Genomic DNA, 19,182 nt, shown 5'->3' on the forward strand with positions numbered 1-19,182 from the left:
CGGCAGAACTTGCATTCTTGCAGTTCAAAACTGGTCGGCGCTGCCGCAAGGGCGGGCTGGGTCGAATCCGGGTCGAATCGGCCCGTCTTGGCGTACCTGGCCGGGTTGTCGCAGGTCAGGAGGTGGCAGGCAGGAGCAGTCCGTGTGGGGAGGGGCGGACGGCTGCGCGGCACAGCTGCTGGTGTCTCCGCAGAAGTGAGCTGGGACAGGGCGGGGCAGGTTGAGGTGGTGAGGGTGCCGCCGTGAGCGGGTGGTCTCGCCCCTGTCTGCGCCCGCATGGCCCGGGACGGGCGCTGCGCTGCCATCGCCGCCGCGGTGCAGCTGCCGGTCTGTGGCTGTCGGCGGACCCGCCCTGCCGGGAATTGCGTACTGTCGAGATTCTGATTTGCTCTGTCCCGAAGAGAACCCGGCGGAATAACCCCGTCCAGTGCCCTCGCCCGTGTGGTGATCGGCGGGATCATCACTCTGGGGTGGACGCGATGATCGCCAACCAGGAGTCAAGCCCGCGCAGAATCCTGCAGGGTGGCGTGGGCGACAAGATCCCTTTCCAGGGGGATTGCCTGGACGAGTTCCTCCGAGTGAGCAGGCGTCCTGGCTCCCCGACCGTTGCCCGCGCTCTGTACGCCCATTCTCGCGACGGCCCGTTCGCGCTGCCCCGGGGTCAAGGCCCCTCGTCCACCTCGTCTGCGGGGAGAAGGGCTGGTCCCGGCTGCCGGACCGCGCTCTGCAAAGCCCCGACGTGCCGGCCGACCTGTTCAACGCGGCGGTGTGACCGCCCCCAGGGCGCCGTGGCCACCTGTTCCGTTCGGGATGATCGACTCCACCATGTCGCGTGACGGTGTCGTGATGGGCGGCGAAGCGGTACTTGGCGATGCTGTCGATCAAGTGGGATCGGAGCCGGGTGGAAACCGGCCCGGCTGAGCAGCTGCGCTCGCTGCGGCGTTCTACTACGCGCTCACCCTGGTGGTCATCGGCATGCTCTCCGCCAACGTCATCAGCGGCCAGGTCGACCACGCCCTCGGCTACACCCACAACGACATGGGCCCGCTGCGCCTGCACCGCCCACTGATCCGGGCGACCCGGGTCCAGACCCTCGCCATCAGCAGCAGCCTCATGGCCGGCCTGTCCCTGCTGATGGGCACCCTGGTCCTGGCCGGCGCGGTCGGCATCATGGGCATGGACGCCTCCCATCTGCCGCTGCTGTGGCTGTACTCGGTGTGCACCATCGCCGTCACCGGGATCGGAGCGCTCACCCTCCTCGCCGTCTTCGGCACACCCGGCATGCTGGTGGTCACGCTGGTCTTCATCGGGATGGCGGTGCCCACGGCCGGCGCCACCACCCCCATCGAGGCGCTGCCCGGCTTCTACCGCTTCCTCGCGGAGTTCGAGCCGCTGCGCCAGATCACCGGCGGCATCCGCTCGATCCTTTACTACGACGCCCAGGGCGACGCGGGTCTGACCCGAGGCTGGGCCATGATGGCCGCCGGCCTCGTGGCGGCCGCCCTCTTCGGCTTCGGCGTACTCGGCTGGTACGACCGCAAGGGGCTGCACCGCATCCCGGCGGAAACGCCGCCCGACAAGACCGCCGTCCCGGCGTAGCGGCAGGTCACTCAGGACGGGGCCATTACTCGGAGTGGCCCCCGTGTGTGCCGCCCTGTTGGGGACGGCAGGCGCGCACACCATCATGGCTCGGCGACGGCCCTTCCCCCAGGCCGTCGCCGAGCCTCTGCCCGGCACCATCGGAAACCGATCGGTTTTCTTTTTCTCCGCTCCGAGTTAACCTCGCGGTATGACCACCGAAGTGAAACTCAGCCCCAGGGAGCGGTTGCTGGCGGCGGCGGCCACGCTCACCTACCGAGACGGCGTCAACATCGGTGTCGAGGCCCTGTGCAAGGCAGCGGGAGTGTCGAAGCGCTCCATGTATCAGCTGTTCGAGAGCAAGGACGAACTCCTGGCAGCAAGCCTGAAGGAGCGCGCCTCCGCCTACGTGGCAACTCTCCTGCCCGCGGTGGACGACGGCCGATCACCCCGCGAGCGGATCCTGCACGTCTTCGAGCAGGTGGAATCACAGGCCGGCGCCCCCGAGTTCCGCGGCTGCCGGTACCTGGCCGTGCAGATCGAACTCAAGGACCAGAGTCACCCCGCGAGCCAAGTCGCCCGTCAGATCAAGGAGAACCTGACCGCTTTCTTCCGCGCCGAGGCAGAGCAGGGCGGTGCGAGCGATCCCGATCTGCTGGCCCGGCAGCTCAGCATGGTCTTCGACGGCGCCAGCGCCCGCGCGGGAATCGGCGCCGACAGCCTGACCGGGCTCATCGCACCCACGGTGACCACTCTGCTCGACGCGGCAGGCATGCGCTGACGCACCACCCGACCGGAAAGCTCCCTCACTTCCCGTATTCGCGGGAAGACCCATGGCCGTACGCGTGTTGCCGAGCATGCCGCACGCGAAGAAGCTCGTGGTCCTGTCGACATCGGCGCCCAGCGACAGGTGCACGGTTTCCCAGATCCTCATCCAGCCGGCCCGGACGACCTCACTGATCAGGTCGTCGCCCTGCGCCTCGGCGGCCGCCACGGCGGCGTATCCCTGCATCTGCATCAGGAGCGTTTCGGGGCGCGTCGAGATCAGCTGGGCGTAAGCGGTCGTCATGGCCTGGAGGGCCCGCTTGCCGCCCTCCATCCCGTCGGCGGCCCTCTCGAAAGCCAGGCGGGTGTCTTCCGCGCTCCGCAGCAATGCGGCGACGAAGATCGTCTTCTTGTCGGGGAAGAGCCGGAAGAGATACGGCTGTGTGACGCCGACCCGGTCGGCGATCGCCGCGGTGGAGGTGCCGTGGTAGCCCGTGCGCGCGAACTCGACGATCGCCGCGCGGATGACGCCATCACGCCTCTCCCGCGCACTGATCCTGCCCATGAGGTCACTCTCCCCGCTTGAACTTGCACATGGAAACCGATCGGTTTACTGTAGCGGAAACCGATCGGTTTCGAGTGAGTTCGGGAGTCCATGATGACGACAGATCGGCCAGTGGCACTCGTGACGGGTGCGTCATCCGGAATCGGCAAGGAAACCGCGCTCGCGCTGGTCGCAGCCGGATTCAACGTGGTCGGCACAAGCCGTGACACCTCACGCGTCACCCCGCTCGACGGCGTGACGTTCCTGGGGCTCGACGTCGCCAGCGACACGTCGGTCGCCGCAGTGGTCCAGGAGGTGAGCGAGCGGTTCGGGCGGATCGACGTCCTGGTCAACAACGCCGGTGTCGGCTCGATGGGTGCGGCCGAGGAAACCTCCCTCGCGCAGGCCCAGTCGGTCTTCGACACCAACGTCTTCGGGGTCATGCGCATGGTGAACGAGGTCCTGCCGCACATGCGCGCTCAGCGACGCGGGCGCATCATCAACATCTCGTCCGTGCTCGGGTTCCTGCCGCAGCCCTACATGGCCGCCTACGCCGCCTCCAAGCACGCGGTCGAGGGCTACACCGAATCCCTGGACCACGAGGTCCGTGACCACGGCGTCCGCGCGCTCATCGTCGAACCCGCTTACACCAGGACCGGGTTCGAGGCCAACAGCGCGGAGCCCGACACGCCGCTGCACGCGTACGCGAAGCAGCGGCAGACCGTCGACCGCGTCATGGCGGAGGCCGTCAGGGGCGGCGACGCCCCCGCCGTCGTCGCCAAGGCGATCGTCGCGGCAGCGACCGACACGAAGCCGAAGCCGCGCTACACCGCCGGCCCCCTGGCCGGACGCGCACGCGTTCTGCGCCGCCTCGCCCCCGCCGGGGTCTTCGACAAGCAGATCCGCAAGATGAACCGGCTGGCCGGCTGACGCACATGCGCCGCCTGGGCTTTCCGAACAGCCGCCCCACCCCCACCAGACAGAGGACACCTTGATGCCAGAGCGCAATCCCATCCTGATCACCGGTGCCGCCGGCGAGATCGGTGGTGTGAGCCGGACGATGGTCGACATGCTGCTTGAACAAGGCGAGCCGGTGCGGGCCTTCGTGCGCAAGGACGACGAACGCGCCGAATCGCTCCGCCAGGCCGGAGCCGAGGTCTTCGTCGGCGACCTGCTCACCATCGCCGACGTGACCGCCGCGCTGAAGGGCGTCCGGCGCATCTACTTCAGCATGAGCCTGTCGCCGTACTACACCGACGCCGTCAGCCTGATGGCCGCGGCGGCACGGGCCCAGGGCGACATCGAGGTCTTCGTCAACATCTCCGAGTACGAGCAGTCGTTCATGACGTTCGAGAAGATGACGGCGCCGGAGGAAGAACGACGCGCGTGGCTCGGCGGACTCATCGCCGACTGGTCGCCGCAGCAGCGGGCCCACTGGATCGCCGAGCAGGTGCTGGACTGGTCCGGCCTTCCGACCGTCAACATCCGCGGAGCCATGTTCGTCGAGAACCCCCTGATGACCTGGCTGGCACTGGAGCCGCTGAGCAGAGGTGAACTGCGCCTGCCCTTCGGCGACCACCGACTCGCGCCCATCGCGGGGTACGACGTCGCTGAGTTGTGCGTGAAGATCCTGGCCGACCCGGCGCCGCACATCTCGAAGTCCTACGACCTCAACGGCCCGGAGCTGAAGGACATGCACGGCTTCGCGGAGGACTACGCGGCCGTGCTGGGACGCCCGGTCACCTACGTCCCCGTCGAGATCGAAACCTGGAACGAGACCTACGTGGACACCGCCCTGGCCGCGTTCCCGCACACCGCGGAGCACCTGAAGACCCTGACCAGGCTGATGGGCGGCGGGGGTTACCGTGGCACCACCGACCAGTTGGAGGCCCTCCTCGGACGCCCGCCGAAGACCGTCCGCTGGGCACTGGGGAATCACCCGCGCATCCAGAAGCTGGCGACTGGTCTATGACAGGATCGCCTCCCGGTTGAACTCGACGAGCGCTGGTGTTCCCGGGGGCGGGGCCGCCAGGGGGACCGGTTGAGGGAGACGGAGAGGGGCACGACCGCGTCCGGAGCTCCGTACGTTGCCCAGAGCCTGGCAGAGTTCATGCAAGACGCCTTTCCTCTACCGAACAGGTGGTCTCGCTTGGGGGGATCCGGCTGGTGCCAGCCCTTCCACGAGGACGCCCGCGGCAGCACGGTGCGCGAGCCGCGATGCCCCTTTCCGGCCCCGTCGGGCGGGCGGATCAGCGCAGGCCGGCGAAGAGATCGTTCTCGGGTATGGCCGCGCCGGTGGTGTCCTGGACACGTACGAAGGTCTCCATGCCCATCAACTCGCCGAACCTCTCCTTGCCCATCTTGAGGAAGAAGATGTTCTCGCCCTGACTGGCGTGCGCGGCCAGCGCGTCGAACTTCTGACCGCTGAACGCGGTGGTGTCCACCCACGTGGTGATCTCGTCGTCGGGGAGGCCGATCTCGGCCAGCGCGGCGGCCTCGGCAGGATCCGGCTCCGGCATGTCCTCACCGAACTCGCGCATGATCTCGCCGAACCGCTGCATCCCCGAGCGGGGCATCGTCGTCCAGTACACCTTCGGTGTCAGCGCGGTCATCTCCAGCGCCGCCATCGTGATGCGGTGGGCCTGGATGTGGTCGGGGTGGCCGTAGAAACCGTTCTCGTCATAGGTGACGACCACATCGGGTCGGTAGTGCCGCATGAGTTCCGCGAGCCGGGCCGCGCCTTCCTGCACGGGGGTCTGCCAGAAGGATCCGGGGGCGTCGTTGCTCGGCCAGCCCATCATCCCGGAGTCGGCATAGTCCAGCATCTCCAGATCGCTGACCTTCAGGACGTCACAGCTCGCCTCAAGTTCTTGACGGCGCATCAAGGCGACCGCCGCCGGATCGTGCCCGGGATCGCCGGGCTTGACACCTCCCGGTCCGTCACCGCAAGAGCCGTCGGTACACGTCACGAGAACCGTGCGGATGCCTTCCGCCGCGTACCGCGCGAGGACTCCTCCGGTTCCGGTGGCCTCGTCGTCGGGGTGGGCGTGTACTGCCATGAGCGTCAAGGGCCGGTCAGTCATGAAACAGTCCTCCTACGGACATACGTCTTGATCCGAGTGCGCGGCGGGCGTACCGCGATCCCGGGGCCCGGATCCTGGTGGGGCGGACGACCTTGTGGTCTCCGGGTTCCCCGCTCATGCGGCGCCGGTCCCTCGTCGATGCAACCGTGCCGACCGGACCGGCTGTTCCCGGCTCGGCCGGTGGGCCTTCCAGGCGTCTGCGTTTCAACGCGAACGAGGCACAGGCGGGATCCGCATGGCGGCGCCACGTCGGAAGTGGTTTCCTCCGGCGCCGGCCGTGAGATTCCGGCACGATGTTTGGAATCTTGCACTTCCTGGCCTGTTCTCTCGCCCTTGTCTGGAAATTGCGGACGTAGTCCTCGGCGACGGAGCAATGGTGACCGTACAGCTGACGGGCCGGACGCCAGCCCGCATCACCACCAGGCAGCAGAGGGGCACCGACGCGCAGGTCGACGACAAGCCCTGGTCTTCGTGCCGACCGACCCGGCCCTGACCGACCCCTTCCTTGCCCTGGTCGAGGACTTGTTCTCAACCCTGGGGGCCTCGAATGGCACCACCGCGGCCTGGAGACCGCCACCACCGCGGCCGGCCGCGTCCTCGAACACGGCGACAGGCGTGGCCACGCCGGCGCCCTGGAGCGCGGCGAGAAGCGGTGGATGACCGCCGGGCGCGGCCAGCCTTTTCGGCGGCACTGATGCGTTCCTCGATCAGGTCCGGGGGCTCGCCCGCATGAAGGCCGGTCCTGATCGCGTGGGCGATGGCGCGTGTGCGGCCGGCAGCGCCGCGAACGTCGGCGAGCGGACCATGAGGGTTGTGACGTCGAAGCTGTCATTCGGCCCGGTTCTCGGCGGCTGTACCCAGCCGAAGGTGGGCGGGGGTGGTGCAGTCGTGGAAGTCGCATGTGTGGCAGACGACGGGGTCCTCGGCGGCAGGCCATCCATGTCGGCTCATGACGCCGTGAGCCAACTGGAAGGCGAACAGGTGCGCCGGGACCGTGCCCCGTCGCGAGGGGCCTGGGAGGCTCGCCGCGCGGAAGATCCATGGCCTGTTGAGCTGACTGCACCCAGCCACGGCCAGCATTGAGTCGGCGAGCGGATGTAGTACTTGGCTTCGCAACGGGCGATGACCGTCTTGTCGCTCAACCAGGTCAGCCACAGTTCGGTGGGCAGACGTATGAGCGTGGGGTGAGGACTCGCTGCGCCAGCGCTCACAGGGAACGCAGTGGCTCCTGCAACGGGAAGGACTGTCGAGTGAACGGCAACCTCAGCGGTGTGCGCCACGCCCGCAGCGGTGCCCGTGCCTTGGGACGCCCCACGCTGTGAGATGTTCCTGATCAGAAGCCTTGGGTGGTACGCGGACCAGGAGATCGGCCCCGCTGAAACCAACTGGGCGGGTCCGGGTTTCCGCGGTGACCGGTGTACCGGTTGATCAGTGCCCAGTAGAGTGAGGTGGCACCCAGACCAGAAAGCGATGCCATGACCGCCGAACTGTCCAGGATCAAGGTGGAGCCGCGGGAGCCGCTGGCGTCCGAGGTCTCGCGTCGGCTGATCGACTATCTCATGTCGGGCGAGGTGGCACCGGGGGAGCGGATCCCGTCCGAGCGGCAGCTGACCGAGATGCTCGGTGTCAACCGGCCCACCGTGCGTGAGGCGATCAAGTCGCTGGGATTTCTGGGGTTGTTGGAGATCCGGCAGAGCAGCGGTACCTACTTTCGCGGCCCTGACTCGGACGTGCTCTACCGTCTGTTCGAGCTCGGTCTGGTGCTGGGGGAGCGCGGTTCCAAGGATCTGCTGCGTGCCCGGGCGGAGCTGGAGGTGCTGGTGGCGGGGCTGGCCGCCGAGGCGATCGATGCCGAGGGTGCCGGGCTGCTGCGTGCACGGCTGGAGACCATGCGGACCTGCGCCGACGAGGACTTCCCCGAGGCCGACATGGCCTTCCACGCCACCGTGGCCGACCTGTGCGGCAACGTCGTGTTGCGGGACATGCTCAAGGGGATGCGGGCCATGATCCAGCGTGGTTGGATCGAGCGCACCGTACCGACTCGCGGCCGTCAGGTCGCCTACGACGACCATGTGCCGATTCTCGAGGCCATCGAGCGGGGTGACGGCAAGGCTGCCCGTGAGGCGATGGCGCACCACATGGACGGGGCGACGAAGCGGCTGCTGGCCGCGCTGGAGCAGGGCGGGAAGGTGGGCTGAGGGGCCGGCGCCCTCGTCGTAAGCGCTCAGGCGCCCTCCTCGTATGCGCTCGTGTGTGTGGGGGGGGGCCTGGGCAGGGCTTCCACAGCCTCCCCTGCGTGCGGCGCGATGCCTCCGCCCCCGCGCCGCGACCCGGCTTCGCCGTGCTGAAACGGCTGTTCATCGAACGTGCGGCCGGACTGCCGTGGCCCGCTACCGTGTCGCCGTGGGCGGCGGTTGCCGCCGCACCATGAACCAACCGAACAGGGAGGCTGCGTCCATGGCTGGGCTTGCGCGCATCGAGCGGGAGGAGCCCAGGGCTCCGGCGGTGGAGGTGGCACGCCGCCTGCTGGATCACCTGTTGACGTCGGGCCGGCTCAGGGCCGGCGACCGGCTGCCGTCGGAACGCGAACTGGCGGAGACCTTCGGGGTGGGCCGCTCGGCCGTGCGTGAGGCCCTCAAGTCCCTGTCGCTGCTCGGCCTGCTGGAGATTCGCCAGGGTGACGGGACCTACGTCCGAGGTGCCACGTCGGACCTGTTGCCGCAGGTCCTGGAGTGGGGTCTGATGCTGGGCGATCACACCATGGACCAACTCCTGGAGGCGCGGGCCTGTGTGGAGGTGGACCTGGCGGAGCTGGCCGCACTGCACCGCACGGACAACGACCTCATCGCGCTGGAGACCCATCTCGCGCGCATGCGGGCCGCGCACGACGACCCCGAGCGGTACATCGAGGCCGACCTCGCCTTCCACCGGGCCCTGGCGCAGGCTTCGCACAACAGCGCCCTCGCTGGTTTCCAGGCGCGGTTGGAGTCCCTGGTCGCGGTGTGGATCAAGCAGAACGTCCGTAAGCCAGGGGAGGGCAAACTCGCCGAGCACGAGAGCGTGCTCAAGGCGGTACGCGCGGCGGATGCGAAGCGGGCGCGGGCCGCGATGCACGCCCACATGGACTCGGCGACGCGCAGGCTCCGGGCGAAGCTCGGTCGTGCGTGAGGCACTGCTTGGCAGGACTTGAGGGCGATCCGGTTTACCGGTTGGTATGACGCGGCGCAGGGCGAAGCTCTCGGAGCCGCGGAAGTCGACGGTGTGGTGCTCGACCGTTTCCCACTGGGCCGTGAGCCGGTAGCGGGTGGGGTGTTCGACGCTGCGATGGAGGTCGATGCCGTGGCAGCCGTCGGCGGCGAGGCAAAGGGGGACGGCTTCGGCGACGGCCTGTTCGAAGTCATGTTCCTGGCCGGGATGGATCTCGATCCGGGCGATCTCGGTGAGCACGGTGATCTCGGTGATCACGGTGATGGTTCCTTGAGCGGGAGCGGTGGGTGTCAGCGGTGGGGTTCGGCGGGCTTGGTGTGCTCGGCGTCGACGCGTGCGGTGACTCCTGTGTCGACGAGGGTGCGGGTGGCGTCCACGGATGCGTAGATCCACAGGATCCGCATGGGTTCGGTCGGGGATGCGTTGCGGAAGCGGTGGGGGGTGCCGGCGGGGACGTAGGTGGTGTCGAAGCGGGTGACGTGGTGTTCGGTGCCGTCGATCTCGACGATGGCGTCGCCTTCGAGGATGGTCACGCTCTCGGGGCAGTTGTGGGTGTGCAGCGGGATACCGGCGCCGCCCTCGAAGATGGTCTGGCCGGTGAGGAAGACCTCCGCTCCGACGGCCCGGGTGACCAGGGGAATGGTGCGGGCGCCACCGCCGCGGCTGAAGGAGGTCAGCTCGGCCGGGCGCAGGACGGCGGGCGGGAAGGCGGCGAAGCAGGGTTCATCTGTGGTGGGCTCGGGGCACATGTGTTTCTCCGTGTCGCAGTGGGCTCAACCGGTCGGCGTGGCGGGGCCGATCCAGACGGTCTTGACGTTGACGAACTCGCGGATGCCCTCGGCGCCGAGTTCCCGGCCGTAGCCGGACCTCTTGATGCCGCCGAAGGCCGCGGCGGGGCCGGCCGGAGGACGCGGGCGAGCCGGCGGGCGCGGTCGAAGGCCTCCTCGTCGAACGCGGCCTGCCGGGGCGGACGTGGTCGAGAACGGTGGGCGGGTGGAAGCAGCCCGGCCCGTCCGGGATCTGTCCGCCGAGCCTGAGGTCGGCGCCGGCGGCGACGGTGCGCCGGACCTTGTCGTGCAGGGAGTCGCGGAGGCCCGCGCGGGCCATGGGGCCGATCGCGGTGTCCGGGTCGGTCGGGTCATCGACCTTCAGGGCGGCCGCGACGGCGGTGAACGCCGCCACGAACTCGTCGAAGGTCTTGAGGATCAAGGGCTTTCCTCGAAGGTCGTCAGGTGACGCTCGGAAGGAGCGCGATGCCGTCGTCGTCGGAGTGGAGGAGGTCGCCCGGGTGGAAGGTGATGCCGCCGAAGGTGACGGGCACATCCACGGCGCCGGCGGCGTCCTTGCTGCTCTTGCGGGGGATGGTGCCCAACGCCTTGATACCGAGGTCGAGTTCGGCCAGGGCGGCACTGTCGCGTACGGCGCCGTGCAGGATCAGGCCGGCCCAGCCGTTGTCCTGGGCTGAGGTGGCGATGAGGTCGCCGACCAGAGCGGTGCGCAGAGAGGCCGCTCCGTCGACGACGAGGACGTGGCCGTCTCCCGGGGTGCGCAGCAGCTCGCGCAGCAGGCCGTTGTCCTCGTGGCAGGAGACGGTGCGCACCGGTCCCGCGAAGGAGCGGCGGCCACCGAACTGGCGGAACTGGATGTCGCATACGCGCAGTTCGATGCCGTACTGGTCGACGAGGTCGGCGGTAGGGATCGGCTGGAGGCTGTGGGGCATCGGGTGTCCTTCGAGGAGTGTCCTTGGGGCTGCCGCGCTCGCGTGCATCCGGCCGTCAGGAGGATGGGGGAGCGAGCGCGGCAGCCTGCTCGGGGGTGAGGGGCCGGGTGCGGTGGCCTTGGAGGAGCAGGTGGAGCTTGGCGGTCTCTTCGAGTTCCTCGGTCGCGTCGGCGGCCTGTTCCAGGGTGGGCGCGGCGACGACCGGGCCATGGTTGGCGAGCAGGACCGCGTGGTGGGTGCGGGCCGACTCCTCCGCGAGTGGTTCGAGGTCGCTGTCGCCGGGTGCATGGTAGGGCAGCAGGGGGAGGGTACCGATGCGCATCGCGTAGTACGCGGTCAGCGGGGGCAGGGCGTTGCGCGGGTCGGTGTCGGCGAGGCAGGAGACGGCTGCCGCGTGCGTGGAGTGCAGATGGACTACGGCGTGGGCTTCGGGCCGGGCCCGGTAGAACGCGGCGTGCAGGAACGCTTCCTTGGTGGGGCGCGGTCCGTTGAGGTGGTTCGCGCGCAGGTCGGTGCGGGAGAGGGCGTCCTCGGTGAGGGTGCCCAGGCTGGAGCCGGTGGGGGTGAGCAGGAGGCTGCCGTCGGCCAGGCGGACGGAGAGGTTGCCGGTGGAACCGTGGGTGAGACCTCGGGTGAAAAGGGAGCGGGCCGTGCGCACGAGCAGCGTGCGGGCGGCCCGCTCGTCGGCGTAGGGGGTCACGTGTGGTCCTCGAGAGCGCGCAGGAACAGGTCGGGGGCGCCGAAGTTGCCGGACTTGAGCATGAGGGAGAGGTCGCCGTGCGCGGTGGTGGCATGGGTCCAGGGGACGCCGGGGTCGGCTTCCTCGCCCACGAGGACGGTGCGGATGTCCAGGGCGGTGGTGACGGCGCCGGAGGTTTCACCGCCGGCGACCAGGAGCCGTCGTACGCCACGCTCGACGAACTGGACGGCGAGTGTCCCGAGCAGGCCCTCCACCTGGGCCGCCGCCTCGGCCACGCCCAACTGCCGCTGCACGGCGGCGAGTTCATCGGGTGAGGCGGAGGCGTGGACGAGGACGGGCAGGGCGGGGTCCTGGGCGTCGAACCAGGTGAGTGCCTCAGCGGCGATGTCCCGGCCCGCAGCTGCGGCGAGCACGTCGAGGTGCAGGGACGGCAGGCCGGCGGCGTAGAACTGGGCGATCTGTTCCAGGGTGCGGGCCGAGCAGCTTCCGGCCAGGACGGCGGCCCGGCCGCCGGCGGGCATCGGCTCGGCGGCGCTGGTGTTTGTCACCGGATAGGCGTGCCCGAGTCCTTCGGCCAGTCCTGCCGCGCCGGTGACGACGGGCAGTTCGAGGGCGGCGGCGCCGAGGACGGCGAGGTCGTCGTCGGTGAGCGCGTCGGCGATCACATGCCGTACGCCGTCGTGTCGGTGGGCGAGCAGCGCCTCGCGTACGGCGTCGACGCCCGCGCGGACGGTGGGCAGGGGGATGAGGCCGACCCGGTGCGGACTTTGCGCGGCCAGCAGACGCGGCAGTGAGGAGTCGGTCATCGGGTTGAGCGGGTGGTGGCGCAGCGGGGAGTCGGACAGCAGTTGGTCGTGGACGAAGAGGTGGCCCTGGTAGACGGTGCGGCCGTTGGGCGGGGACGCGGGGCAGGCCAGGGTGATGTCGGTGCCCGCGGCGTCCAGGAGGGCGTCGGTGACCGGGCCGATGTTGCCCTTCGGGGTGGAGTCGAAGGTGGAGCAGTACTTGAAGTAGATCTGGGCCGCGCCCTTGGACCACAGCCAGCGCTGGGCGGCGAGGGACTCCTCGACCGCCTCCGCGGCCGGGGTGGAGCGGGACTTGAGGGCGATCACCGCGGCGTCGCAGTCGGCGGGCAGGGGAGTGGTGGCGTCGGGGACGCCGAAGACGAGGGCGGTGCGCAGGCCCGCGCGCCGGAAAGCGGCCGCGACATCGGTGCCGCCGGTGAAGTCGTCGGCTATGCAGCCGATGCGCAGGGTCATGACGGGGCTCTCCAGGGGCGTGCGGGGTACGGGGGAGCGGCGGGGCGGGCACTGGCGTGTCGGGGGCACATGAGTGCCCGCCCCGCGACCGGGCCCGCTGTGACGGACCCGGTGGCCGTGGATCAGTTCTGGCCGGCGCCGGTCTCGATGGCCTTGATGACGGCGGTGGTGAATTCGGTGGTGGAGGCGGACCCGCCGAGGTCGCGGGTGGAGGTGCCGGTGGCGATGGCTTGGGCGACGCCCGCTTCGATGATCTTCGCGAGCTTGGCCAGGGCGGGGTCGTCGTGGCGGGCGGCCAGCCAATGGAAGAGCATCGCGCCGGAGAGGATCATGGCGACGGGGTTGGCGATGTTCTGCCCGGCGATGTCGGGGGCGGAGCCGTGCGAGGCCTGGGCCATGGCGCGGTCGGCGGAGGCGTTGATGGAGGGGGCGGTGCCGAGCGAGCCGGAGATCTCGCCGGCGAGGTCGGAGAGGATGTCGCCGAACATGTTCTCGGTGACGATGACGTCGAAGTCCTGGGCGCGGCGCACCAGATGGACGGTCATGGCGTCGATGTGGAAGTCGTCGACCGTGACGTCCGGGTACTCGGCGGCGATCTCCTGGCACACGGTCCGGAACAGGCCGGTGGTGAGCTTGAGGACGTTCGCCTTGTGGACGATCGTCAGCTTCTTGCGGCGCGAGCGGGCCAGGTCGAAGGCGACGCGGGCGACGCGCTCGGTGGCCTCGCGGGTGATGATGCCCAGCATGATCGCCGTGTCGGGCGTGGGCATGAACTCGCCGGTGCCGGCGAAGGTGTTGCGGTCGGCGTAGAAGCCCTCGGTGTTCTCCCGCACGATCACCAGGTCCGCGTTGCCGCACACGGCCTTCGCGCCGGGGAAGGACTTCGCCGGGCGGATGTTGGCGAAGAGCTGGAAGTGCTTGCGCAGGGTGCCCGACGGGTTGAGGGCGGACTTGTGCGGCTCGGGGTAGGACACCGAGTCGTGCGGGCCGAGGTACCAGCCGTCGAGGCCGGCGAGCGCGGTCTTGGTCTCGTCGGGGACCGGCGTGGCGTGGCTCTCGATGGCGGCGGCGCCGAGCGGCAGGGTGACCCAGTCGACCGACGTGCCGGTGGCGCGTGCGGCGGCGGTGGCGATCTCCACGGCGGACGGAACGATCTCGGGGCCGATGCCGTCGCCCTCCAGGACGCCGAGGCGGTAGGTGGTGCTCATGTCCGGTTCCTCTCCGGTCAGTTGGTGCAGGCGGGGGTCGAAAGGGAGTACGAGGTCAGGGGCGGCCCGCTGCGTGGTGCAGGGCGGTCCACGACCGGGCTGCGGCGCGGAGGCTGTCGCCGTCCTGGGTGTGCTCCAAGGTGAGCCAGCCGGTGAAGTCGCCGTCCCGCAGCGCATGCAGCAGCGTCGGCAGCCGGTGGTCCCCCACCGTCAGCGGGCCGCGCCCGGCGGCGGAGGCGAGCTGGAGACAGCCGGTCGCCTTGGCGTGGGCCGCGACGGCGGTTGCCGCGTCGAGTCCCTCCGCTTCCAGGTGGTGGGTGTCCAGCACGAGTGCGGTGGGTGCCTCGATCGTGGCGGTGAAGGCGAGGGCCTGCTCCGGGGTGTTCCACAGGGAGGTGTTGGTGCGGGCCTGCGGTTCGATCAGGAGCCGGGTGCCCAGCGCGGCGGCCTCGGCGGCCAGACGGCGTACGGCATCCTCGGCCCAGTGCCGCTGCAGGTCCTCGAGACCCGGCAGGAAGGTGCCGCGGGTCTGGCCCAGGGTGACCGGTACTCCCAGCGCGGCGGCCAGGCGGGCGGCGCCGAGCAGCCGGTCCAGGGCGTGTCGGCGTATATCGGGGGCGGGGTCGGTGAGGGTCAGACCGTCCTGGGCGGCGACGGGTCCGGTGCCCAGACCCACGATGCGCAGACCGGTGGGCTCGACTGCGGCGCTCAGGCGTTCCGCGTCACGGGCGTCGAGGTCGCGGACCTGGATCTCCAGGCCGTCGTAGCCGAGTTCGGCCAGGTGGCGGGCGGCCTGTGCGAGCGGGGCGTCGAAACCGAGCGGCATGGGTGTGCGGCAGTCGTCGGAGGAGACCGTGTACGCCAGCGGCCAGGGAGCTCCGGGTGCGGGCGCGTTCACTGGGCGGCCTGGGCGGGTGCGGGCACCTGCGGCAGCAGGGTGGTGCGCAGTTCGCGGGCGGCTGCGCCCGCGCCGTCCAGCACGGGCAGGCCCAGCAGGTCGGACAGTGCCGGGCCCGCCGGGGCGAGGGAGTACTGGGCGAGCAGTACGGCCTGGACGTCGTCGCCGCCCGATGCGCGCAGGGCCTCGGCCAGGTGGCGGGCGGTCTCCCGCGGCGTGGCCGTCCGGGCGGCGGTTTCGCTCAGCGCCGCGGTGATGCGGGCCGGGCGGCCGGGCCGCAGCCGGGCGGACAGATCGTCGAGCTGGGTGAGGGCGGCCGGTACCGCCGGGGCCGTGGAGGCGGCGACGGCCAGACGGTCGTAGGGGCCGGTGAGCGCGGCGTGGAACATCGACTCGTCCGACTTCAGGACGGGGATCTCCCACAGCGTGCGGGCGGTGTCGACGACTTCGCCGTACGACGAGCAGGTCAGCAGGACGCCCCGCGCTCCGCCCGCGACGGCGTGGCGGATCAGACGCAGCATGCGGCGGCGCAGTGTGGTGTCGAGTCCGCCGGCGGCGCGGGCGTCGTCCAGGAGCCGGTCGTCGAGCAGGTTCCACAGTCGGGCCTCGGGAAACTCCCGGACGAAGCTGTCCTGGGCGATCCGGGCGGCGGCGGGAACGGCGTGGATCATGGCGATCAGCGGTGGGCGGTCGTGCACCGGGTTTCCCCTCTTCCGGTCGGCAGCACTGCCTGGTTCGGTGCTGCGGCGCAACTCTAGGTCTCTGAGCTCAACCGGTCAACCGGTTGTCCAGATGTGGCGCTGTGCATCCCGGGAGGCGCCCGGCCGGACGGGTGCGGGCCCGTTGGTGGTTCCTGTTCCAGTGCCTCTCGCAGTCGGCGTGAGGCTGCCCGCATCTGCCGGGTCATCGCCGCCCGGGCGGCCTGCGCGTCGCCCCTCTCGACGGCCTCGAAGATCGGCACATGGTTGGCGTAGGCGACCTTGCGGGGCTGGACGGGCCGGCCCGTTCGGTCCGGCCGCGCTGAATCATCGTTCGCATGCCCTTGAGCATGTCCCGCAGAACCGGGTTGCTGACCAGTTCGGCGAGTGCTCACCGAGATGCTCGGAGTCAATAGGCTCACCGTGCGCGAGGCGATCAAGTTCCTCGGCTTCCTGGGGTCGCTGGAGATTTCGGCAGTCCGGCGGCACCTACTTCCGCGGCGCGGACTCCGGCGTCCTGTACCGCCTTTCCGGAGCTGGGCCTGGTGCTCGGCGAGCGCGGCGCGAAGGGCATGGCCAGGGCCTCCCGCCGCTCGACCGTGATTTCCGAGAGTTCGCCCATGATCCGTCGCTCGGGTATTGACGAATCAGCGCGACGTCTAGTTACCTACCGGCTAACCGGTAAACCAATTGGCCGTTAACGTGTCGCGCCGCAAGGACGCCTGAGCCGCCTCAGAGGTCCGTCCACCCGCGAGCTCGACATCAGTTCCTGCGCAGAGTCACGACGTACCCCCGTAGTGCCCGTCCGGGCGCACTACGCGGCAGCACCGCTGTGACGCAGGATGCCGATCTCCCACAGGAGCCGCACTCACCCATGAGCGACCCGTATTCCGTGCCGAGCCCGGCATCACGTGCACGGCGGGGCCTCCGCCCGCCCGGCTGACCCGCACCTCCGGCCGCCCCTGACGGCGGCTTCCCGTTCTGCATCAAGGAGCAACGATGCTCGCCGTCCTCGGCTTCGCCACACTGGGCAGTTTCATGCTGCTCGTCATGCGGAAGTACCTCTCCGCGTTCACCGCCATCATGCTCACGCCGATCGCCGCCGCCGTCATCGCCGGCAAGGGCACCAAGCTCGGCGACATGATCATCAACGGCCTGGACACCGTCGCCCCCACCGCGGCCCTGCTCCTCTTCGCCGTCCTCTACTTCGGCCTGATGATGGAGGCCAAGCTCTTCGACCCGATATCGGCCTTCATCATCCGCGCCTCCAAAGGCGACCCGGTCCGCATCGTCGTCGGCACGGCCGTGCTCGCCCTCCTCGTCGCCCTCGACGGCGACGGCACCACCAGCTACATGATCGTCTGCTCCGCGTTCCTGCCGATCTACCGCCGCCTCGGCATGAACCCGCTCGTGCTGGCCGCCCTCGCCGCCATGGCGCTGGGCACGATCTCCGGTACCACGCCGTGGGGCGGCGCGGCCACCCGCGGCATCAGCGTCCTGCACCTGGATGCCAGTGAATACTTCGTCCACATGATCGGCCCGATGACGCTGACCAGCCTGGCCATCATCGCCGTCGCCTACTGGCTCGGCCTGCGCGAGCGCCGCAAGATCGACCCCGACAAGCTCAACGCCTATCAGCTGGAGGTCGCTTCCGGCGAGGCCATCCCCGCCGTGAAGGCCGACTGGCGCATGTGGGCCAACGCGGCCCTCACCGTCGCCCTGATGGCGCTGCTCATCCTCGAAGTCGCCGACCTCGTCGTGCTGTTCATGGTCGCGTTCGTCATCGCGCTGCTCCTCAACATCCGCACCATCGAGGACCAGCAGGAGCTCATCAAGCGGCAGGCCGCGAACGCGGTGCCCGTCATGATGCTCGTCCTCGCCGCCGGCGTCTTCACCGGCATCATGACCGACGCCGGAATGATCAAGGCCATGGCCGACGCGGCCCTCGCGGTCGTCCCCGACGGCTGGGGCAACCTCGTCCCCCTCTTCACCGCGGTCCTCGCCCTCCCTCTCGGCTTCTTCATGTCGAACGACGCCTACTGGTTCGGCGTGGTCCCCGTCCTCGCCGAGTCGGCCGGTCACTACGGCATCGACGCCAACGAAATCGCCCGCGCCGGAGCCATCGGCCAGATCCTCCACATGATGGGGCCCACCTCCGCGCCCCTGTGGGTGCTCCTCGGACTCGTCAAGGCCGAGCTCGGCGACTTCCACAGGACCGCCCTGCGCTGGGGAGTCCCCGTGTCCCTCGCTTACATCGCCTTCGCCCTGCTCACCGGCGCCATCTCCATCGCCTGAGGTCGGTCTCGGGCTGCGTCGACGGTCGGGATGCCGGTGGCACGACGAAGAGCGGCCCGACACTGGTCAGGCCGGCGAAACGCATGCCGTGCCGGGTGAGGCGTATGACTGAAAACGGGCCCGGGCGCGAAGCTCACGGCTCTGCCTCCCCAGTCGCGTACGGGCCAACGTCCCCAGCTGTCAGGCCACTTCGCTCGTTGATGCCGCGCCGGTCGGCGGCATCCCAGGCGTCATGCTGGGGGTGCGGTCAAGTGCCCTCCCCCCGGCCACTGGACGCTTCGGTCCGTTTTCGCGATGGCGGGGCGCGATGTTGAAGACCGTCACGCCGGTGACGATGAGCGCGAGGGCGGCGCTCACGCCTGGGGTGAGGGGCTCGTCGAAGAGGGGGATGGCGAGGAGCGCTGTCAGGACGGGACTGATCGCCCCGGCTGTCGCAGCGAGGTTGCTGCCGAGTGCGCGCACCGCGTAGGCGTAGCACAGGGTCGAGAGCAGTCCCGTCCCGATGTCCTGGAGGCAGGTGAAGAGCAGGACGTCGGAGATGGCGGCGGTGCCGGTCATCAGGTGTGAGGGCACAGCGGCGGAGGCGGCGAGCAGGGCGGCCATGATCGTGGCGGGGACGCAGATGGTGAGTACGACCCCAATGAGACCGAGCCCCGTCCGGCGCAGGCCGATCGTGTAGACGGCCCAGGCGCATCCGGCGGTCAGGAGAATGCCGATGCCCGCGGTCGTCGTGTTGGACGTCGTCTGTAGCGCGGTCGCCGCGATACCCGTGGTGATCGCGGCCAGGGCGATCAGACGTCGGCGGGAGATCCGTTCCCGCCACCCGAGGTACAGGATCACAGCGACGAACAGCGGGACCGTGCCGGGGATGAGGAGACCGATGAGCGCGGCGGACGTCAGGCGCCCGCCGAGCGCGGAGAGCAGAAAGTGCGGCAGCCCACCGATGCCGAGCATGAGCAGGACACCGATCCGTTCGCCCCTCAGTGCGCGGACGGTGCGCGCAAGCCATGGCGCCAGGATGACGACGGGTGTCGCGAAGCGGAGAAACGCCACGTCGATCGAGGTGAGGCTGGACGAGCTGATGCCCCTGACCGTCAGGGCGAACGAGGACCACAGAACGATCGCGGCCATGAGAGCGGCCGCTCCCATCAGCTTCGCCCGCATCTGATCGGCCATGGCCGGCTCCTTCCATCCCTGCTCCGATGCGAGCAATCCTAGGAAGGTGGC

Annotated in this window: 17 protein-coding genes and 4 pseudogenes; 8 read left to right on the forward strand and 13 right to left on the reverse strand. The window is 69.8% G+C overall.

The features are described from left to right. Positions 1 to 939 precede the first annotated feature (939 nt). Together ACIREI_RS40120 and ACIREI_RS40125 are read left to right on the forward strand one after the other, a co-directional pair. A pseudogene (locus ACIREI_RS40120) lies at positions 940 to 1,599 on the forward strand (DUF3533 domain-containing protein); the annotation flags it as partial. Between the two features lie 190 nt (positions 1,600 to 1,789). Continuing rightward, a complete protein-coding gene (locus ACIREI_RS40125) occupies positions 1,790 to 2,359 on the forward strand; it encodes a TetR/AcrR family transcriptional regulator (RefSeq protein WP_403344217.1) in 570 nt (189 codons plus the stop codon). A gap of 42 nt (positions 2,360 to 2,401) precedes the next feature. Here the strand turns inward: ACIREI_RS40125 and ACIREI_RS40130 are convergent. Next, positions 2,402 to 2,908 (reverse strand): annotated as a pseudogene (locus ACIREI_RS40130) (TetR/AcrR family transcriptional regulator); the annotation flags it as partial. A 93-nt stretch (positions 2,909 to 3,001) separates the two neighbouring features. Between ACIREI_RS40130 and ACIREI_RS40135 the strand changes: the two are divergent. Together ACIREI_RS40135 and ACIREI_RS40140 are read left to right on the forward strand one after the other, a co-directional pair. Continuing rightward, the gene (locus ACIREI_RS40135; protein WP_403344372.1) at positions 3,002 to 3,817 is read left to right on the forward strand and encodes an oxidoreductase; all 816 of its coding nucleotides are present in this window, start codon (positions 3,002 to 3,004) and stop codon (positions 3,815 to 3,817) included. A gap of 64 nt (positions 3,818 to 3,881) precedes the next feature. Next, on the forward strand, positions 3,882 to 4,859 hold the full coding sequence (locus ACIREI_RS40140) for an NmrA family NAD(P)-binding protein (protein ID WP_403344219.1): 978 nt from the start codon (positions 3,882 to 3,884) through the stop codon (positions 4,857 to 4,859). Positions 4,860 to 5,136: 277 nt separating this feature from the next. Here the strand turns inward: ACIREI_RS40140 and ACIREI_RS40145 are convergent, their stop codons facing one another. After that, positions 5,137 to 5,970, reverse strand: coding sequence for a PIG-L family deacetylase (locus tag ACIREI_RS40145; protein ID WP_403344222.1), 834 nt, complete (start codon positions 5,968 to 5,970; stop codon positions 5,137 to 5,139). A gap of 563 nt (positions 5,971 to 6,533) precedes the next feature. On the opposite strand from ACIREI_RS40145, the gene ACIREI_RS40150 reads away from it, so the two are divergent. The 3 genes from ACIREI_RS40150 (at position 6,534) to ACIREI_RS40160 (ending at position 9,138) form a co-directional block, all read left to right on the forward strand. Then, positions 6,534 to 6,665 (forward strand): hypothetical protein, encoded by a 132-nt coding sequence (locus tag ACIREI_RS40150; RefSeq protein WP_403344375.1) that lies wholly within the window; start codon positions 6,534 to 6,536, stop codon positions 6,663 to 6,665. 780 nt (positions 6,666 to 7,445) lie between these two features. Then, positions 7,446 to 8,168, forward strand: a complete 723-nt coding sequence (locus ACIREI_RS40155; protein WP_403344225.1) for a FadR/GntR family transcriptional regulator — start codon at positions 7,446 to 7,448, stop codon at positions 8,166 to 8,168. Positions 8,169 to 8,427: 259 nt separating this feature from the next. Beyond that, positions 8,428 to 9,138 carry a FadR/GntR family transcriptional regulator gene (locus ACIREI_RS40160; protein ID WP_403344228.1) on the forward strand — a complete coding sequence of 237 codons (711 nt, stop codon included), beginning with the start codon at positions 8,428 to 8,430 and terminating at the stop codon, positions 9,136 to 9,138. A gap of 75 nt (positions 9,139 to 9,213) precedes the next feature. Here ACIREI_RS40160 and ACIREI_RS40165 read toward each other — a convergent pair. The 10 genes and pseudogenes from ACIREI_RS40165 to ACIREI_RS40210 all read right to left on the reverse strand — a co-directional run. Next, positions 9,214 to 9,570, reverse strand: a pseudogene (locus ACIREI_RS40165) (antibiotic biosynthesis monooxygenase family protein); the annotation flags it as partial. Next, the gene (locus ACIREI_RS40170) at positions 9,468 to 9,926 is read right to left on the reverse strand and encodes a cupin domain-containing protein (RefSeq protein WP_403344231.1); all 459 of its coding nucleotides are present in this window, start codon (positions 9,924 to 9,926) and stop codon (positions 9,468 to 9,470) included. The gene ACIREI_RS40170 and the pseudogene ACIREI_RS40165, both read right to left, overlap by 103 nt. A gap of 24 nt (positions 9,927 to 9,950) precedes the next feature. Further along, positions 9,951 to 10,319 carry an aldehyde dehydrogenase family protein gene (locus ACIREI_RS40175; protein ID WP_403344234.1) on the reverse strand — a complete coding sequence of 123 codons (369 nt, stop codon included), beginning with the start codon at positions 10,317 to 10,319 and terminating at the stop codon, positions 9,951 to 9,953. Continuing rightward, a pseudogene (locus ACIREI_RS40180) lies at positions 10,201 to 10,500 on the reverse strand (aldehyde dehydrogenase family protein); the annotation flags it as partial. The gene ACIREI_RS40175 and the pseudogene ACIREI_RS40180, both read right to left, overlap by 119 nt. Further along, positions 10,406 to 10,897: a ribonuclease E activity regulator RraA gene (rraA, locus tag ACIREI_RS40185; protein WP_403344237.1), complete on the reverse strand. Its 492-nt coding sequence runs from the start codon at positions 10,895 to 10,897 to the stop codon at positions 10,406 to 10,408. The pseudogene ACIREI_RS40180 and the gene rraA, both read right to left, overlap by 95 nt. 55 nt (positions 10,898 to 10,952) lie before the next feature. Beyond that, positions 10,953 to 11,597, reverse strand: coding sequence for a 3-oxo-tetronate 4-phosphate decarboxylase (gene otnC, locus ACIREI_RS40190; protein ID WP_403344240.1), 645 nt, complete (start codon positions 11,595 to 11,597; stop codon positions 10,953 to 10,955). Beyond that, positions 11,594 to 12,856: a 3-oxo-tetronate kinase gene (gene otnK / locus ACIREI_RS40195; protein WP_403344243.1), complete on the reverse strand. Its 1,263-nt coding sequence runs from the start codon at positions 12,854 to 12,856 to the stop codon at positions 11,594 to 11,596. The genes otnC and otnK overlap by 4 nt, the downstream gene beginning before the upstream one ends. Positions 12,857 to 12,978: 122 nt before the next feature. After that, positions 12,979 to 14,064: an isocitrate/isopropylmalate dehydrogenase family protein gene (locus tag ACIREI_RS40200; protein ID WP_403344246.1), complete on the reverse strand. Its 1,086-nt coding sequence runs from the start codon at positions 14,062 to 14,064 to the stop codon at positions 12,979 to 12,981. 55 nt (positions 14,065 to 14,119) lie between these two features. Then, positions 14,120 to 14,962, reverse strand: coding sequence for a sugar phosphate isomerase/epimerase family protein (locus ACIREI_RS40205; protein WP_403344249.1), 843 nt, complete (start codon positions 14,960 to 14,962; stop codon positions 14,120 to 14,122). After that, the gene (locus ACIREI_RS40210) at positions 14,959 to 15,660 is read right to left on the reverse strand and encodes an aspartate/glutamate racemase family protein (RefSeq protein WP_403344252.1); all 702 of its coding nucleotides are present in this window, start codon (positions 15,658 to 15,660) and stop codon (positions 14,959 to 14,961) included. The genes ACIREI_RS40205 and ACIREI_RS40210 overlap by 4 nt, the downstream gene beginning before the upstream one ends. A 999-nt stretch (positions 15,661 to 16,659) precedes the next feature. On the opposite strand from ACIREI_RS40210, the gene ACIREI_RS40215 reads away from it, so the two are divergent. Then, complete coding sequence (locus ACIREI_RS40215) at positions 16,660 to 17,955, forward strand: CitMHS family transporter (protein WP_403344255.1); 1,296 nt, start codon at positions 16,660 to 16,662, stop codon at positions 17,953 to 17,955. Between the two features lie 180 nt (positions 17,956 to 18,135). On the opposite strand, the gene ACIREI_RS40220 is transcribed toward ACIREI_RS40215, so the two are convergent. After that, complete coding sequence (locus tag ACIREI_RS40220) at positions 18,136 to 19,131, reverse strand: DMT family transporter (RefSeq protein WP_403344257.1); 996 nt, start codon at positions 19,129 to 19,131, stop codon at positions 18,136 to 18,138. Positions 19,132 to 19,182: the final 51 nt, after the last annotated feature.

The sequence above is a fragment of the Streptomyces sp. NPDC093591 genome, from assembly GCF_044764885.1.
Classification (GTDB): Bacteria; Actinomycetota; Actinomycetes; order Streptomycetales; family Streptomycetaceae; genus Streptomyces.

Excerpts from the sequence above, each read along its gene's own strand:
- ACIREI_RS40135 (WP_403344372.1), top strand. The coding sequence starts at position 3,002 with ATGACGACAGATCGGCCAGTGGCACTCGTGACGGGTGCGTCATCCGGA.
- ACIREI_RS40140 (WP_403344219.1), top strand. The coding sequence starts at position 3,882 with ATGCCAGAGCGCAATCCCATCCTGATCACCGGTGCCGCCGGCGAGATC.
- ACIREI_RS40145 (WP_403344222.1), bottom strand. The coding sequence starts at position 5,970 with ATGACTGACCGGCCCTTGACGCTCATGGCAGTACACGCCCACCCCGAC.
- ACIREI_RS40155 (WP_403344225.1), top strand. The coding sequence starts at position 7,446 with ATGACCGCCGAACTGTCCAGGATCAAGGTGGAGCCGCGGGAGCCGCTG.
- ACIREI_RS40160 (WP_403344228.1), top strand. The coding sequence starts at position 8,428 with ATGGCTGGGCTTGCGCGCATCGAGCGGGAGGAGCCCAGGGCTCCGGCG.
- ACIREI_RS40220 (WP_403344257.1), bottom strand. The coding sequence starts at position 19,131 with ATGGCCGATCAGATGCGGGCGAAGCTGATGGGAGCGGCCGCTCTCATG.
- ACIREI_RS40170 (WP_403344231.1), bottom strand. The coding sequence starts at position 9,926 with ATGTGCCCCGAGCCCACCACAGATGAACCCTGCTTCGCCGCCTTCCCG.
- ACIREI_RS40175 (WP_403344234.1), bottom strand. The coding sequence starts at position 10,319 with ATGACCCGACCGACCCGGACACCGCGATCGGCCCCATGGCCCGCGCGG.
- ACIREI_RS40125 (WP_403344217.1), top strand. The coding sequence starts at position 1,790 with ATGACCACCGAAGTGAAACTCAGCCCCAGGGAGCGGTTGCTGGCGGCG.
- ACIREI_RS40200 (WP_403344246.1), bottom strand. The coding sequence starts at position 14,064 with ATGAGCACCACCTACCGCCTCGGCGTCCTGGAGGGCGACGGCATCGGC.
- ACIREI_RS40215 (WP_403344255.1), top strand. The coding sequence starts at position 16,660 with ATGCTCGCCGTCCTCGGCTTCGCCACACTGGGCAGTTTCATGCTGCTC.
- rraA (WP_403344237.1), bottom strand. The coding sequence starts at position 10,897 with ATGCCCCACAGCCTCCAGCCGATCCCTACCGCCGACCTCGTCGACCAG.
- otnK (WP_403344243.1), bottom strand. The coding sequence starts at position 12,856 with ATGACCCTGCGCATCGGCTGCATAGCCGACGACTTCACCGGCGGCACC.